Below are 13901 nucleotides of genomic sequence, written 5' to 3'. Positions count from 1 at the left end.
CGCCTGCAAGATGAAGCTGGAACACAGGCAGGCCTGCAAGGCCGACCACCTGCTCAGGGTGTGCGAGCCCTGTAATGCTGCCTGAGATGGCGCAGCACCAACTTGCCCTGAGGTTGGGCCAGTGTGGCAAAGGTAGCGCGCTCGCCGTCCTTCATCTCGACTTGCAAGGCATAGTCGAGATAGCCCGGCTCGCGTTGCGTCAACAACTGCACCGCCACATTGGCCACCCGCGGCTCGTGCTTGAGCAGGCACGCCCGCAAGATCTGCATCAAGCGGTGCGCGGTGCCCGGCAGGCCTTGCAGAATTTCACTCATGTCCGGCAGGCCGTAGGTCTGCAGGTGAGTCAAAGCGCCTTCACGGCTGTTAAGGATGCGCTGCATGTTGTCGAGTACGGACAAGGCAATCTGGTCGTTTTCGGCGACACGGTGCAGGTCGATCTCGCCACTGAAGTTCATCAGCAGGATTTCGTACATCGAGGGTTTGTCCAGACTCATGAGGCCTCCCGGGCTTTGGCTTGCAGACTCAATGCGCGATCGTTCAGCTCGATGACCCTGGCGCGCTCGGGTTCCAGCTCGTCGCGGGACAACAACAAGCGCCAATCGCTGCCTCGGGCGTCTCGAAACAAACCGACCACGGCGACGGCCGAAGCCTGTTCGGCCAACGGCACGCTCAACTGCGCGCCCTCCCCGGGTTTGACGATCACCTGATGCTCGGTCAGCAGCGCGGCGCCAAGCACGCTGTTGTCATCGGCCAACAGCTGCTGGTAGGCCGACTGAGTCAATGCCTGGCTGTCACGCAGCTGATAGACCCGTAGCAAGACCGGCACCGAGAGGGCCCGGACGTCGCTGCTGTCGGTGTTGAGCGCCGGGCGGGCGGTAAAGTCCAGATGCAGGGTTTTCACCTGTTTGTAGAAGATCGCACTGGCCGTGGCCTGGGCGCCGTCGCCGACCCGTTGGGCCACGCCGCAGGCGGACAGCAGGCCGGCGGCAAGTAGCAGGATGAGCCAGCGCTCAAGCGGAAAAGTCGACATGCTCTGCCTCCTTGAAGGGTTCAGGATGTGGCGTCAGTGCGTGATAGGCACCGACGTCGAGGGTGATACGTGCATTTTCCGGGGGGTGGTCATCGGTATCACTGCAGGCCATGACGGCAGTCATGCCCAACAGCAAGCCGGGCTCGCCGAGCCTGGGTGGTGGCACGCAACGTACCGGTAGCGACAAGGACAGGCGCGCCCCACAGCGCCAACCCAGATACACTCGCAACAGCACCAGCAAGTCCTGCAACAGGGGCCTGCCCGGCAGCCAGCCGTTGCCTTCGCTCATGTCATCGGTACTGAGCAGCAGGCTGATGTGGCTGTTCATGTCCACCCCGACGCCGCTCAACGGGACACCCTGGCCCAGCCGGACGGGATGTTCCGGCGACAGGCGGGGCGGCCGTTCCATCATCACCGGCACAGGGCAATGCCCCCGTACCGTGGCCCGGGTGTCGGGCGCCAGCAGACTCACCAGGGCGACCACGCCTTCAGCGTTGCGGGTCGGCAGTCTCATGATGCCGAGCAGGGCCAGGAAGCGGGACACAGGCGTGGCGATCTGCGCCGCAGTACCCGGAATGCCCAACCCCACCAGCCCCAGCAGGCAGCGTGACGTGCCATCGGTGCCGCCGGGCTCGAACGACGCCGGATAGGAGTACTTGCGCCAGATTCGATAGAACTGGGTGAAGATCCGATGGTTGAAAATATCCAGAAAGGCTTCCAGCGCCTCATGCCCCTCACGGCCCTGGGCAATGTCATCCAGGTAGACGCCGGGCATGGGAGAGTCGACCCCGTATAACCCCAGAACCCGAGTGCGTACGGTCGCCGGACGCCCGGGGTCGCGGAGATCGAACTCGATGGACTTCAGCTCGCTGGCCGCGAACCCCATGCCGGGATGCGGTCGAAAACGCACAGGGTCATCGGCCGGCGAGTCGGTACTGCCCAAAGGGGGGTTCCCCGGAAGCGCCAGTTCCAGCAACTGACAGAAGCGGTAGACATTGGCCTGACTGACGTGGTCTGCAACGATATCGAGCAATTGGCTGGCGATCAGCCGGGAGTGTGCGGACTGTGATTCTCGTTCCATCGCAGCTTTTTCCCTGAAGGTTGGAGGACCAGCGTCAGTCGGTTGAATAAATGCACGTCGGCGTAAATGTTGAAGAACTGGTGGAGCATCTCGCCGAACAGGCCGATGTCTCCCTCCCCCATGAAGCCTGTGCTGTCCAACGTGACTTCGATGTCGACCCCCCGCAGGACGTAATTCTTTTCAAAGCGCTGGATGAGCGAATGACGCACGTGGAGAATGGCCGCCAGCCGCCGGCGATTGGTCTCGCTCCCACTCCAGTCGTAGAGCGCCAGGGTCCCGCGCAGGACTTCGGCATTGTCCATCATCGACAAGTAGGTCGAGCCCAGATGACTGAGCACTCGCCAGTGAAACCGGTCACGGCTGGGCGGGTAACACGGCAAGGTCGGGGCACCGAGGTTGCGCACCTGCAAGCCGGTCGGACTGGCTTGCGCGAGGCTGTCCAGCAAGGTGCTGGTCAAGGCCCGCCTGGGTAGCTGACCGTTGGTACCGGTCAGGCGCAGCGACAGGCATTGGCGCTTGCCCGACTGGTCCTGGTCGAAAGCCTCCCCGCCCAACACCAGCCAGGTGTCGTGCAAGCCGTTGGCGCCGCGCTTGAGCCGAGTATGGAAATAGCGTTCCGGCGCCTCGTCGCGAAGCATTGCGCCCTGGTGCCGAAAACCGGTGAAGGGCACATATTCATGGCGTTGATTACCCTTGGAACCGCTGACGGCATCCACTGAAAATATCTCGGTATGGCCGTCCTGCAAGCGCATCGGACGCATCAGGTATTCACTCTGGAAAGGCACCAGCGTGAGGGGGTCCGCTTCCAGGGTAAACAGGTTGATCACCGGCACCGCGTGCAATCGCAGGTTGTCGGCCGCCAGCTTGAGCTCAGCCGGCCAGTGCTCGCTCAACACCACTTGCAACTCGAACCAGGTCTGCCGGGGAACGAGGGTGATGTGCTCAAGACCGCTTAAGGTGACGAACAGGAATTTTTCGCGAAAGGTGAAATACTCCAGCAACAACTGATAGCCGCTGAATGCACTGTTGGCACTCGGCCACAGGCGATCGGCTGTGCTGAAACCACCCGCCGAGAACACCGCCGGCAATGGTTGTCGAACGGGCTGATCAGGCATGCGTGCATAGACGGCGTCGACTTTGCGCGTCAGCGCTTGGTGCAGCGCGCTCGCCGTCGGGCCATCGGCGTCAAGATAGAGCGACAGTTCGCGCAGATCGATTCGCTCCCAGTCCGCCATGGCGCCACAGTCAAAGCGCATGCATAACAGCGAGCGGCCGTCGGCTTCGCGTTCCACCCGAAGCGCCGTCACGGCCAGAGGCCGCAACACCACATCCCGAGTCGTCTGGTATTGGCAGCGGGTGCCACTCGCCCCAATGGGGCGAGACAACACCGCCAAGCCCTTGCCGACAGGTTCCGCGTGTTTCATCAAGGCAAGGTCGGGTTGCAGCTGTACGATGCACAACGACGGGATGGCCCTCAGATAATGCGGCCACAACAGGCTGACCAACCCTTCCGTCAGCTCTGGCAAGTCATCGTCGAGCTTGGCTCGCAGCCGTCCGATGAGGAACGCAAAGCCTTCGAACAGTCGGTCGATGTAAGGATCCCGCGCACCGGCTTTGTCCATGTGCAGATAAGCGGCACGGTCCGGGTACGCCTCGCCGAACTCCTTGCCGGCTTCGCGCAAGTAGCGCATCTCGGCCTCGAAATAACGCAGGGTCGGGTTATCGTCCCCCATGGCCGTTTCCCGATCAGGAATGTCAGCCACAGAGCACCGCCGCGCGCACCGGATCGATGGCCACCAGCGAGCCCAGCAGTGAAGCCGTTCGCTGGTTCAAGGCCGGTTTGTCAGCCTCACTGCAGCGAGCTTTCTGGCGCAGCAGCCTGAGCAGGCGAGCCTGCACCTCGAAGCTTGTTGCCGGCTCCCACCCATGCAGCCCCAGACGCAGTAACGTGGCCTCGAGATCACCCAGAAGGTGAAACGCCAGGTCGGTCTTGCCGTATTGCTCGGCGACCCGAGCCATGATCAATCGCAACTGCCAACGCTCGCGACCGCCCTGGACGTCAGAGCGCTCGTGCAGCCAGGCCAGGGCGGCTTCGATCCCGTTGCTGTCGGCCAGTTCCCGCGCTTGCGTTTCCAGCGCCAGCACGTCATCCGACTGACTGGCTTCAGGTACATTCAGCCACTGCCCCGGCTGGTTGCCGCTGACTTGCCGGGCGATCCAGTCACGGGTCGCGGGCTCGGCAAAGGGTGAGCCATCGCTCCAATGCATGGCCTCCAGGCCCGGCAGGCGTTCGAGGAACATGCCCAGGTCACGCTTGACGATGTCACCCCAGGCTTTATGGGGGGCCGCAAGCCTGGACTGCGCTTCGCAGATATACCATTGCAGGTCCAGCCAGAAATGATTGGCACCTTCCAGGAACAGACGCTCGGCGGCACCGAGTAGCTCGTGCCACTGCTCAAGGGCGTGCAGATTCTTCAATTGAGCGCGGTGTTCGTTGCGTGGCGGCATCAAGTGGGTATGACCGGCGCCATTGAGCAACGGCAGTTGCTGCAGGGTATCCCAGCGCAATACCGTCATCAGTCTGTGCCCGGCGAGCCAGCCCAGGGGCTGGTCACGCAGGTACCTGGCCATGGATTTTCCCTGATCCAACACGTCGCGTCCGGACCGCGGCATGGCCTGCGCGTCAGGCAGCTGATTGACCTGCGACGGTGCGCTGGTCCGGGGCTGCACCTTGCTGTCTGACGAGCGCGCAAGGATGGCGGCGATCGCGTTGGTCAGTGGCCCGACGAGGGGGGGACGCTGGGGCTCCGGCCAGGCCTCGAAGAGCTGCTCCAGCCAGACCAGCGCCCCCAGGGCGCGTTGAATATCGACTTTGATCGCATCGGGATGCAACGCCAGGCCATTCACCACTTTGGCACCAGCCACCCATTGCAACGCCGAGCGACGGCTGGGCAATCGGACCGGGAACGCCGTATCGGGAAAGCGCGCCAGCACTCCGGCCAGCAAGATCAGACCATCCGCCAACCCGGTCAGGCCAGCCGCCTGGGTGCGCGCCCAGAGGTAATAGACGGCGACGCGCAGATCCTTGGTGCGCTGGGTGAACAGCCGCTCGGCCAGGATTTGCGCGTACTCGGCATCGATTCCGGAGGTCTTGCCGACTTCCTCGCGCAGGTATTGGTAGTCGTCCTCGCGGCTCGCGTCGCTATCCCCCTTCAGCGGCTGCAACCAGGACTCCCAGGGTTTTATCAGCTCGGCTGGCAACGGCAGATCTTCCCCCGGCGCCAGACAGGCACGGACCAGTTCTTGCAATTTCATCAGCTCTCTCCTCGCGCCGCGCCGGGTTCGGTGCTGGCGATCTGTGTCATGAAAATCTGCGACGGCAACCTGAACCCTCGCAACTGCAATAACGTCAACGGCCCACGGCCCAGCTCCGTGCGCATGAACCAGGTCAGGTCAATGCCGTCAGGTGCGGTCAGCACCAGCTGATAACGTGTGTCGCTGTCATCCAGTGGCGTGACCTGGGCCTGCTCCAGCCAGCGGATGAACCCCCAGGGCCCGTCGTAAGTGCCGAACAAGCGGTTGCTGGCTTTTACGCTGGTCCAGGTCAAATGCATGCCGGGATAGTCACTGCGTCCCGGCCATGGGAAGCGGTGCCAGCTTTCGCGCTGGTTGTAGTACGCCATCGTCTGGCCGTTGAGCACAAAGGTGGTCTGGACAACGTCGCGCACAGCTTTGGCTTGCAGCTCGAAGTGCAGGCCGAGGCTGCCATCGGTGTAGAGCACGTCGGCCAGGTGGCTGAGCTGATTCATCGACTTGATGAAGTCCGGGTGGAATTTCAGGCCCTGGCTGTGGCGGCTGTCGGCGACCCATTGGTCGCCTTCCTTTCTCAAGACGCCGCCCAAATGGCCGGCGAGGAACTGGTCGATGCGCCCGGTGCCGCTGCGGATCATCTGGCCCAGCATCGGCAGGGAGGCGTCGCTGCCGGAGCCGGCGAACGGGTAGCGGCCGCTGAAAGCGCTGTTCCAGTGGTCGACGATATGGCGCTGCCACTGGCGATTGAGACTGGCCGCCGAAGGTTGCAGCACACTTTGCCAGGCCTGATTCAACGGCTGTACGAACAGGCTCTGGCCAAAGCCGCTCCACTGTGCGCCCAGGCCGGCGGCAATCAGGCTGCCGTAGTCGCGGGTGTCGGTGAGGTCGATACCCTTGCCCTGGAAAACCGTTTGCGCCAGGGCCTGGGTCATGGCTTGCGGGTCCGGGGCGTTGCTGACTTGTTGCAGTTTCAGGCGCACGCGGGTGACACGGGTGAGGAAGGTTTGCAGGTTATGGGCGTCGGGGGATTGATCCACCAGCTTCAGCAGCGGGCCGAAGGTTTTGTCCAAGGGCTCGCGCAGGCCAAGGACGTTTTGGTCGATGGCCGGGGTTTTCTGGTTGACCCATTGTTGCGCGGACTGGATCAGCGATTCGGCCAATGCCTGGCCCTGAGCGCCGGTCTGGCCTTGGTAAGCCAGGGTGTTGACCAGAGCGATCAGTGGCGACTGACGGATGTCGCTCATCAAGGTCAACTGGTCGATCACTTCCGGCAGGCTATTGGCCGGACGCCAGCGCAGGCTGTTGAGAAAGGTCAGCCAGACGTCGCTGAAGTCGTCGAAATAGCGTTCGGTGAGTCGAGCCTTGAGGGCTTCGGGGGACATCGCGGTGTCGAGATGGCCGGACGGGTCGCCGAGGACCCAGTCGATCTGCTCGCGGCGGCCCTGGGCGACGGTGTCGATGGCAGCGCGGACGCTGCCTTCCCAGGCTTGGCGGGTGTAGAGGCCGGGGACGGTTTTTTTCGTGGCAAACAGCGCGGCTACGTCCGTGTCGCCGGTCATTTGCGACAGTTGCAGGTCGGGGTAGTGGCTGCGGGCTTGCTCCAGCACTTCCAGATAGAGGGCCGCTTCGCCGTTGCGCTGGCCCAGTTGGCCGACCATGACCTGACGAGCCTGGGCGATCAGCTGGCGGTCGGGCTGAATGGCCCATTCCGGGTGGCTGGGCAGTTGTTCGGCGTAGAAGCGCCATAGGTCGGGGGCAAGGGTCTGCCATAGGGGGTTGGGGACGCTTTCGTCAGGAGTGACGAAGGTCATCAGGGCGTTGGCGAGGAAAGCTGGATCGACTTTGTCCGGGGCGGCCAGCATCAGGTAGGCCTTGAGCGGGTCGTAGGCTGTCTGCGCGGCTGCGGCGCGTTGGGGGGTGCCGGGGGTGACGGCCAGCAGGGCTATCAGATGGCCTTCCAGCGCTGCGCGGGCCGGGTCGCGCAGCAAGGTGTTGTGGGTTTCGACGTACAGCGGCCAGAGCTTCTTGCCGAGCTCGACATTGGGGTTGAGGCCGAAGCGCTGGCGCCAGGGGGCGCCTTTGTGCTGCTGGTCAGACAAGCGCTTAAGCTCACTGGCCAACGTGTGCAGGGCTTTCAATCGGGCCGCAGCGTCGCCCTGTTCCTGCAATACTGCCAGGGGGATTTCGGCGATCTGGGCGCGGTTGCTGACGTAGGAAATCACCAGGCCGAGGGTCATCACCAGCATGGCGGCCATGGCGCCGAGGTAGAGCACGCGCAGGGGGTGGCGGCCGGTCAGACGGCTTGGCGCCTGGCGGTCGTTGAGGATACCGAGCCATGAGGGGTCGGCCAGAAGACGGTGCCGCGCTCCGGGGATCGCCACCGCCGAATGGGGCAGGCTGAACACCAGGCCACGCAAGGGCGTACCCCGCCCCAGTTCGCTCAAGATCGGCTCAAGCGCGCGACACCAGGCGGCAATACCGCTCTGCTTCAGGCTGAAAGACAGCCGCCAGAGAAAGTCATGCTTCATGCAGGCCTGAAACTGGGCCGTCCCGGCGCTGCGTAGCGGCGCGATCAGCCCCTTCAAGGCAACTTCGATCGCCAGCAACTGGGCGCTGGCTGGCAGCAGGCAACCCACCGTCTCACTGGATCGATCGCTTTGCGACCACGGGCTCTCGCATACCTGCCAGAGATAGAGGGGGGCCTTGCAGCGCAGAGTGGTCATGAACGCCTGGAGGTGAAAGGTGCCGGCGCTCACTGCGACACGATCATCACGCTGGGCCTCGTCAAGCGCCCAGACGACACCATCAATGGGACGATAGGGTCGACGCCTTTGCAATGAAGCAACAATGTTGCCCGCGATGGCATGCTGGAGACTGCCGCCCCACACCAGGATGCCACCGGGCACTTCAAGCCAGCCGTGGCTGGCGAGCCCGGGGGCAATCGCTTCGATGGACCCCGCCTCACCGACCACCAGCCAAAGACGCAGCCGAACGCGGCGGATCAAGCTGTAGTGATCGCGCAAATGAATGTGCAAACGCTCCACCCCCGCCACATCGCTGCGCAGCCGTGGCGTCTCGCTGGACACCGCAGCGAGTCCTTGAGAGGGGCCGAGCTTGCTGCGCCATTGCGCAACAAACGCGCTGACGCCCGACGTCTGTACTGCCCAGCTGCCCAATCCCTGGAGAAAGATGAACGCAAGGCAGACCAGCAGCAGGCTGACCGACCACTTGAGCTGATCGGCTTCGTCCTGACGAGTCACCAGGGGATTTTCGACCCAGATCAGTATGCCGCCGACAATCAGCAGGCAAGCGACGACCATCCAGACGCTGACGCGTTTGTTGTGCACAATGATTCCTTACTATCGAGCGTCAGGCCGGTCGAACAACGCAGGCCTGGGGGAAAGAGTCCATCAGCAAGAGCAGTTGTGCCCGTCCTTCGGTGCTCGCCTGCTCGCTGCTGACAACCAGTGCCAGATTCCCGATCGCTGCGCCGGGTGCGCCGATGCAATCGTCAAGGCCATGACAGGTATCGAGGCTCAACGGCTGGTAGGAGGCATGGGTGATCAACGCCAGCTGACGCATGAATGGTTTATCCACTTGGGAGTACCAGGTGCGAGGCAGTACGCCGGATTGCGCCCTGCCCCAGCGCAAGGCCTCTGCCAGCCCGGCAGCTTGATCGTTGATCATCACAGGTCGATGCACCCACGCGCACGGCGTCCACTGGTGCTGCCTGGCCCAACCGGAGCGCGACAGCAACACAGCCGAAACGGACTCACCCTGACCTGCCACCGGTTGCTGGAGGAGATTGACTTCGACCGACAGCACCGGGGGCCCTTCCTCGGCATCATCCATCCAGCGGTCCAGCCACAATAAACCGTGAGGGGCACTGGCGATCACGGCTTGACTGACAATCTGCAGACTCGCGCTCGCCTCCTGCCATTGGCCAAGCATGGCTTCATCACTGAGCAAGCCATCGTGTCGAAGGCGCACGTGCACCACACCACTGGTTGCAGCCCTGGCCACCGCTGGCTCAATCTTTTTCAGGACATGAGCAAAGTGCGTGCGCAACCGCCGCCGGTACTCGTCCACGTCTCGATCCGCCGCCGGCGGCTTCAACAAGCCCATACAGGTACTCGAACCGTCCGTCTCGAGAAACGCCGGCTTCATCTGCCGAGTCGCGCCGAGAATGGCCCTGGCCAAACGCTCGTCGCCAGCCGAGGTGACATAGGCAGTCGCCAGCACCGCAATGGTCCGCTGCCCCTGGCCAAGGAGCACTTGCATACGCTCGTCATGCTGGCGATTCCAGCTGCCGACGAAATCGCGGCGCCGTTCATAGGCCTGCAATCCGAACGCAAACAGGGACAACGCCCCTACCAGCGGAAACACCAGCACACAGGCCCAGAACCACCAAGACTGCCGCCAGATATTTTCCGGCCAGAACACCACGATCAAGCCGCTGACCAGCAGTGAACCGGGCAGCGCGATAGCGCCCCACAGCCCGACTCGCGGCGTGCCGGGCATGGGCAGCTTGGCGGGCACTGAATCGAGATCGACGGGCACGTCAGAGCCTCCCGGCCTTGGGCCATGAGCAAATGTACGAGCCGGTGCAGGCAAGACGTTGCTGGAGCGTGGAATGGCGATTGAACTTCTTACTTGGACTGGCGGTGATGACGGCACAGCCAGCCGTAATGTTATCGCTGGGGCGGATGACAAGTTGCATGAGCTTATAAACTCTCTTGTTAGTTATAGGGTGTTGCAGATTGCAATCGCCAGCCATCCAGCCTTTCAGCAACTCATGACAGATGACGATCAACGCCATATTAAAAAAGTAGCCTTCCGATTCCCGCCATGGTAACGAACGGGGACTCAAGCAAGACGCCGGGTGAGACCGAAAATACTACAACCCTGGAAAATATGCACAAGGGGAAACCACCCACTAACATATGACAATTTGTTTCAGAGCATCTGATCGGAAATTTCCGAAGACGTGTAGGAAATTTCCGACGGTTTAACAATTAAATGTCACACTCTGGAGTATAAGTTTCCCGTGCCCCTTACAACGAGCACTTGATGTTTCGGCCCGATGACACCTTTCGACAATCAACAACTTGCGCACCTCCTCAACTTTCAGGCTGAACCACAGTGATGCTGGCAAAGGCCTGTAGAAGTTTGACCATTCGTTCAACTGATAGAGCGCTGACCTCACGTGCGGCGCCCGACCCAGGCGGGCCGGTTTGCGGGCAGATATCGCCGCTGTAGCAGGCTTTGAGCGGGAAACCGGAGGCGTCGAAGCCGGCGGAACCGGGCATGGGTCTACCCGTGGCGGGTTCAAGCAGTTTCTCGTCGGCCAGGCGTTTGATCAGTTCTTCGCTGGGTTTTTCCGGGGGGATGTTGGCCAGGCGTTCTTCTACCCACTGCAGTTTTCCATCCCAGGCCGGCAGTGGCGCCGGTGGAAGGGGGACGATGTCGTTGATCTCGGGGACTTTGGGTTTGGCGTAGTACCAGGCGGAGAGCAGATCGCCGATTATTTTGTAGCGTTCGGCGCGTTCGGCGCGTTCGGGATCCGCTTGCTGGCCCAGAAAGTGGAGCTTGTTACTCGCAGGCGGTGCTCGAAAGCCCTCTTTCAGGAATCCTGCAGCGGTAGCGTTTCCGGCAGCCACGCCCAGTTGGAATGCGATTAGCGCCTCTTCATACCGTCCAGCTATTTTATGATGTATCCCAACCCTCAGCGCTGAGCGGCCGTGCCCCTGTTCAGCAGCACAACGCAGTAGCTGAAGGCCTACAGCGGGCATCACATCAACGGGGTAGAGCTTCTCTCCAACGTAAGCCTGAGCCTCTGCGCTACCCTCGTCTGCGGCCCTGCGATAGTATCTAAGCGCCATTTCGGAGTCCTGTTTGAGTCTCCACGACCCTTGCTGAATAGCCATTGCGGTAAAAAAATATCCCGTCGCCACGCCCGCGTCTATCAGCTCCTGAGACATCCGCCTCTGCTCAGCACCCGCAACTTTAAACGACCTCGCATGCCTCCCAACTGAAGATTTATATTGGCTTTATAGTGCTGATGATTGGTGGCAATGCGATACAATCGCTCAATTTCAGCATCAACAGAAATATCCGGAATCAGCACATTATTTTTCTGCAACCAACGGGCATACTGAAAGAGCAAATCGGCTTCTGCAGCAGGTGCCGGAATCTTCTCGTACTGACAGGAAAAAGCCAAGTCAGGCTGGACATCATTGAATGGATTCACACGCGCCTCGTTGTTGTTTGATGAACTTTCATCACTTCCGCTGTTACAGCCTGCCGCCATCAAAACCATGACAATCACTACACTACGCATCAATCCAAATCCCACTTGGTTTTTCCACCGTAATAAAACTCCACCAAAGCCCCATGAGGAGCGTTTTTTTCACCGCGAAGATCGACATTTTCTTCAAGAATATAAGTCCACGCATCAAACGCCTCCTTCGCATCATCCGGCACTTCCGCTTCCGCCTTCCCCATGTGCAACGCCCACAACCGCCTTCGCAATGCCGTCGTCACACTCACCCACTCATGCGCAATGTTCAGCTCACTGTCCACCTGCATACTGCGCGTGTTGATATTGGCCGACCCATGGGTCGTGAACACATCGTCCACAATCATCAACTTCGAGTGCACATACACCGGCGTCCAGGGCTTGCCGGCGGGCGAATCTTTAGCCACCAGCGAGCACACGTGGACTTTAAGGCCAGGTACTTCTTCCATGGTGATTGTGGATTCCTCGATTTCACGGGTCTTGCGCTCACGCTCCTCGTCATCACGCCACTGGACACTGATGTTGTCGATGCGCTGTAACTTGGTGATGTGCGGGATGGTGTCCGCACGCCCCAGACACTCCAGCATTCGCTGGGTATTCACATTGGCCTTGCCCACCCCGTCATCGGTGTCATTGGTGACCACAAACAGATACAAGTAACCATGCTTGGCCGGGTCGCGCTTTCCGGCCAGTTGATCGGCAGCCGCTTTCTTGATGGCCTCGGCCAAGGGCGGCCAGCGGAAGTACTGGTTTTCAATATAAATAAACTGCGAGGCGTTGTTGACGGCTTGCAGGTAGACCGTCTCGATATCACGCTTGCCCTCTTGTGCCTGGGTGCGCAACAGTTGTGCAACTTGCCAGGTGCCCTCGCCACATTTCAGGTCGCACGCCAGCTTTTTGGCTTGGCGCAGCTTCATCAAGTCTTCGCCCAGCACCTCTCTCCACGCCGTGGCGAAGTTATGGTGAAGATGTTCCAGGAGAGGACCGGTGACTTTGCTGGAAATATCCTGTCTGGGCAGAAGCCCCCGTGCACCTGCATCGGGGGCAGGCCAGTGATGCTGCGTTCGGTTGAGTGCTGAATGCGCGTCGGTGTCCCAATACTCGTCGAGCATGTTATGACCCATGACAAACCCAACAGCGTTCGCCGGGTCTTCGTAGTCAACCAGCACACTTTTCTGGTGATGAGTGGCGGATAACATCAATATGCCCAGGGTCTTGGCACTCAGCCCCTTGTCGCGGGCATTGACCCGCGCGTCCCAGACGATCCTGGCCCGCTCTGTGCCAGAGAAACCACGACTGACAAAGACAGGCTGAGCCCGGCCCAGGCCGTAGGCAAACTTGCCAGGATCTCCACTGTGCTGGTTGAACCACTCATGGTCGTAGGCATGTTGTTGCTTCGTAGAATTTTGCAACTTCATGTCCGCGATATAGGGAAACCTTCCTGGCAGATTGGCCTCGCCTCCAGCACCCGCAAGGTTGGCAACCAACTCCCAGCCCAATACCCGCACGCGCACACCCTCTTTCGCTTTCTGGCGCAACAACTCGCCAATACAGGGTGAGTTGTGATCGCGAATGAAGTACATCGACGGCTGGAAGCCCCAGCAGATGATGTCCACGGATCGGGTGGCCGCTGCGATGGCCAGGTGCACTTCTTTGAAGGCTTCTTCACCGTTGATCAACGGTTGGTAAGTACAGAGCACCGGGTGATACTCCGTGTTCTCTACGTACCATCTCGGCGTGCAAATCACCGTTTTCGTGTACCGGGTGCACAGCGGGAAAGTGGTTTCCAGGTGGCTCATGGTGTTTCTCCGTTTTTGTTATTGCGGCGCTCCATCGCTGCGTCATAGACCGAGCGGTGATCGGCATGGTGAGCGGGGGCCAATACCTCCGGATGGGTGTTCGAGAAGTGGTTGCGCAGCCCGATGTTGGCCAGCAGCCCTTGCTCCGGGTTGCGATAGTCATCAGGAACGGGAATCTGAAAAGTCTGCCCGTTCGCCATCTGGATGCGGTACCGACGGGTGATGGCTTGGTGGTTGACCTGCAGCTTTCCGGTTGCATCCATCACGCCCTCAGCGACAGGCCTGGCGTCGGCAAAGAGCGTGTAGGGCATACCGACCCACCCCTTGCTCGCGCCATTCCCAGCCTGGGGAAGCTCCACCTGCAGCACCTCTCGCGACACC

General features: G+C 61.1%; 11 protein-coding genes and 1 pseudogene. 1 reads left to right on the top strand and 11 read right to left on the bottom strand.

Annotated features, from left to right (window positions below):
* Positions 1-53 precede the first annotated feature (53 nt).
* From tssE to HB675_RS07715, 7 genes are read right to left on the bottom strand one after another with little or no spacing between them, the layout of a single operon-like run.
* Positions 54-494, bottom strand: a complete 441-nt coding sequence (tssE, locus tag HB675_RS07745) for a type VI secretion system baseplate subunit TssE (protein WP_213877358.1) — start codon at positions 492-494, stop codon at positions 54-56.
* Positions 491-1030: a type VI secretion system lipoprotein TssJ gene (tssJ, locus tag HB675_RS07740; RefSeq protein ID WP_213877356.1), complete on the bottom strand. Its 540-nt coding sequence runs from the start codon at positions 1028-1030 to the stop codon at positions 491-493. Before tssJ ends, tssE begins: the two co-directional genes overlap by 4 nt.
* On the bottom strand, positions 1011-2111 hold the full coding sequence (tssG, locus tag HB675_RS07735) for a type VI secretion system baseplate subunit TssG (RefSeq protein ID WP_213877354.1): 1101 nt from the start codon (positions 2109-2111) through the stop codon (positions 1011-1013). The genes tssJ and tssG overlap by 20 nt, the downstream gene beginning before the upstream one ends.
* Positions 2075-3844, bottom strand: coding sequence for a type VI secretion system baseplate subunit TssF (gene tssF, locus HB675_RS07730; protein ID WP_213877352.1), 1770 nt, complete (start codon positions 3842-3844; stop codon positions 2075-2077). Before tssF ends, tssG begins: the two co-directional genes overlap by 37 nt.
* A gap of 22 nt (positions 3845-3866) precedes the next feature.
* Positions 3867-5426, bottom strand: coding sequence for a type VI secretion system protein TssA (tssA, locus tag HB675_RS07725; protein WP_213877350.1), 1560 nt, complete (start codon positions 5424-5426; stop codon positions 3867-3869).
* A complete protein-coding gene (locus HB675_RS07720; RefSeq protein ID WP_213877343.1) occupies positions 5426-8770 on the bottom strand; it encodes an ImcF-related family protein in 3345 nt (1114 codons plus the stop codon). The genes tssA and HB675_RS07720 overlap by 1 nt, the downstream gene beginning before the upstream one ends.
* Before the next feature lie 22 nt (positions 8771-8792).
* Positions 8793-9983 (bottom strand): hypothetical protein, encoded by a 1191-nt coding sequence (locus HB675_RS07715; protein ID WP_213877341.1) that lies wholly within the window; start codon positions 9981-9983, stop codon positions 8793-8795.
* Positions 9984-10056: 73 nt separating this feature from the next.
* On the opposite strand from HB675_RS07715, the gene HB675_RS07710 reads away from it, so the two are divergent.
* Positions 10057-10278 carry a hypothetical protein gene (locus HB675_RS07710; protein WP_213877340.1) on the top strand — a complete coding sequence of 74 codons (222 nt, stop codon included), beginning with the start codon at positions 10057-10059 and terminating at the stop codon, positions 10276-10278.
* Positions 10279-10543: 265 nt separating this feature from the next.
* Here the strand turns inward: HB675_RS07710 and HB675_RS07705 are convergent, their stop codons facing one another.
* From HB675_RS07705 to HB675_RS07690, 4 genes and pseudogenes are all read right to left on the bottom strand, one after another.
* Positions 10544-11404: a DUF6396 domain-containing protein gene (locus tag HB675_RS07705; protein WP_213877338.1), complete on the bottom strand. Its 861-nt coding sequence runs from the start codon at positions 11402-11404 to the stop codon at positions 10544-10546.
* Positions 11389-11763 (bottom strand): hypothetical protein, encoded by a 375-nt coding sequence (locus HB675_RS07700; RefSeq protein WP_213877336.1) that lies wholly within the window; start codon positions 11761-11763, stop codon positions 11389-11391. Before HB675_RS07700 ends, HB675_RS07705 begins: the two co-directional genes overlap by 16 nt.
* A complete protein-coding gene (locus tag HB675_RS07695; protein WP_213877334.1) occupies positions 11763-13520 on the bottom strand; it encodes a phospholipase D-like domain-containing protein in 1758 nt (585 codons plus the stop codon). The genes HB675_RS07700 and HB675_RS07695 overlap by 1 nt, the downstream gene beginning before the upstream one ends.
* Positions 13517-13901, bottom strand: a pseudogene (locus HB675_RS07690) (type VI secretion system tip protein VgrG); the annotation flags it as partial. The gene HB675_RS07695 and the pseudogene HB675_RS07690, both read right to left, overlap by 4 nt.

Source organism: Pseudomonas sp. dw_358, assembly GCF_018449655.1.
Taxonomy (GTDB): Bacteria; Pseudomonadota; Gammaproteobacteria; order Pseudomonadales; family Pseudomonadaceae; genus Aquipseudomonas.
Note: the sequence above shows the minus strand (reverse complement) of the source record. Positions and strands in the feature narration are given on the sequence as shown.

Bases quoted from the DNA above. Each gene is read 5' to 3' on its own strand.
- tssF (WP_213877352.1), bottom strand. From the start codon at position 3,844: ATGGGGGACGATAACCCGACCCTGCGTTATTTCGAGGCCGAGATGCGC.
- HB675_RS07700 (WP_213877336.1), bottom strand. From the start codon at position 11,763: ATGCGTAGTGTAGTGATTGTCATGGTTTTGATGGCGGCAGGCTGTAAC.
- tssJ (WP_213877356.1), bottom strand. From the start codon at position 1,030: ATGTCGACTTTTCCGCTTGAGCGCTGGCTCATCCTGCTACTTGCCGCC.
- HB675_RS07695 (WP_213877334.1), bottom strand. From the start codon at position 13,520: ATGAGCCACCTGGAAACCACTTTCCCGCTGTGCACCCGGTACACGAAA.
- tssG (WP_213877354.1), bottom strand. From the start codon at position 2,111: ATGGAACGAGAATCACAGTCCGCACACTCCCGGCTGATCGCCAGCCAA.
- HB675_RS07710 (WP_213877340.1), top strand. From the start codon at position 10,057: ATGGCGATTGAACTTCTTACTTGGACTGGCGGTGATGACGGCACAGCC.
- tssE (WP_213877358.1), bottom strand. From the start codon at position 494: ATGAGTCTGGACAAACCCTCGATGTACGAAATCCTGCTGATGAACTTC.
- tssA (WP_213877350.1), bottom strand. From the start codon at position 5,426: ATGAAATTGCAAGAACTGGTCCGTGCCTGTCTGGCGCCGGGGGAAGAT.
- HB675_RS07705 (WP_213877338.1), bottom strand. From the start codon at position 11,404: ATGTCTCAGGAGCTGATAGACGCGGGCGTGGCGACGGGATATTTTTTT.